The sequence below is a fragment of the Streptococcus downii genome, from assembly GCF_004353325.1.
GTDB lineage: Bacteria > Bacillota > Bacilli > Lactobacillales > Streptococcaceae > Streptococcus > Streptococcus downii.
Genome location: NZ_MZNX01000009.1, coordinates 1 through 1,417, shown reverse-complemented (window position 1 = coordinate 1,417; position 1,417 = coordinate 1). Strand labels below are relative to the sequence as shown.

General features: G+C 45.9%; 1 protein-coding gene. It reads right to left on the bottom strand.

The genetic code is table 11. The annotated features are described in order from the left end of the window. Positions 1 to 1,417: SIALI-17 repeat-containing surface protein (locus E2R31_RS06190; protein ID WP_243701298.1), on the bottom strand; the 1,417-nt coding region annotated here is incomplete at both ends.

Genomic DNA, 1,417 nt, shown 5'->3' with positions numbered 1-1,417 from the left:
CTGCTGTACCAAGTGGACCTGTGTACTCTGGTACTTCATGTACTGCTGCTTCTACCGCGTTCACACCACCTGTAAACTCTAGTTTCTCAACTGTCGGTGCTGGTTGGTCTCCTGCTGTACCAAGTGGACCTGTGTACTCTGGTACTCCATGCACTGCTGCCTCAGCCGCATTGACACCACCTGTGAATTCAGGAACCTCCAGAACTGGTGGTTGCTCTTCACCCTTGCTTGATTGAACCGATTCTTCTGTTAATGCTTGATGGAAGCTTGCCAATTCATAAAACTCAGCCTTGCCACCTTCCCAGACTAATTTGACGTCTAGAAGAGAGCCACCATTTCGGATAGCGAAGGTTTGGAGACTAGATGTAATGGCACCGAGGTCTGTCCAACTGTCTTGGCCATCCTTGAGTGTTCTAGCAAGAACACGTGCTTTCGCTCCTTCAGGAAGACTGGAAACGAGACGAAGGTGGTTGGCATTGGTTGGCTCAGATAAGTGATACACCAATTCGCCCTTGTCTTTTTCAGACTTGTAGCTGGTCAAGACTTTTCCGTCTACAAGATTGTTGTAGAGATTGCCTTGGCTTTCTCCACTGTTTCCTTCTACTGTCGGATCATTGATTGGTTTGACAAATTCACCATCATTGATGACCAATTCTGTAAAGCCTACAAAACGAGCATCATAGTCTGCAGTATAGAGAACACGGAGATAGTTGGCTTTGACTGGTGTCGTCAATTCACCCTCGATATAGCGATTTCCTGGCATCTTAGAATCATGTGTCCAACCATCTGTCAATGAATCATCGTGTTGACTATTGGCCACACCATCTCCTACTGTCACGACATCTGTCCAAGTTTTACCGTCTTGGCTGACTTGGATCTTACCATCACGAAGATAGTTTTGAGTTCCGTCTTGGATGTAGGCTCTGATTTTCTTAATCGTGCGTTCGCTACCAAGTTTCAAGGTTACATGACCATCTTTATGGGCATAGTCTGAAAACTCAACGAAGTTGTTGTAAACACCGTCAAATAGTTGATCTAGGTTGTTCAGTTTACGAACATCATTGCTGCCGTATGTTGGATGAATGCCCATAGTTGTAGATTCTAGTTTGGTTGGTTGTACTTCTTTGGTTGTCACAAGGAGAGAAGTGGCTGTCACAGCTTGTTCCTGATCCGTTTTGTTGACCAGACGAACATAACGTACCAAGTGGGTTGCGACAGATCTGTCTTTCAACTGGCTAGCTGACGTCCACTCTTGCGCATTTGCAGAATACTCTAGGCTAAGAGCAGGGTTGGCTTGGCCTTGGAGCTGGATGCTCTTGATCTGATGGATACGGTCAAGCTTCATTCCTAGATAGCTATGAGCAGGGAGTTTGGTTCCAGCTGGAATTTGAAGTTCGTAACTGCCTAAGCTATCCAC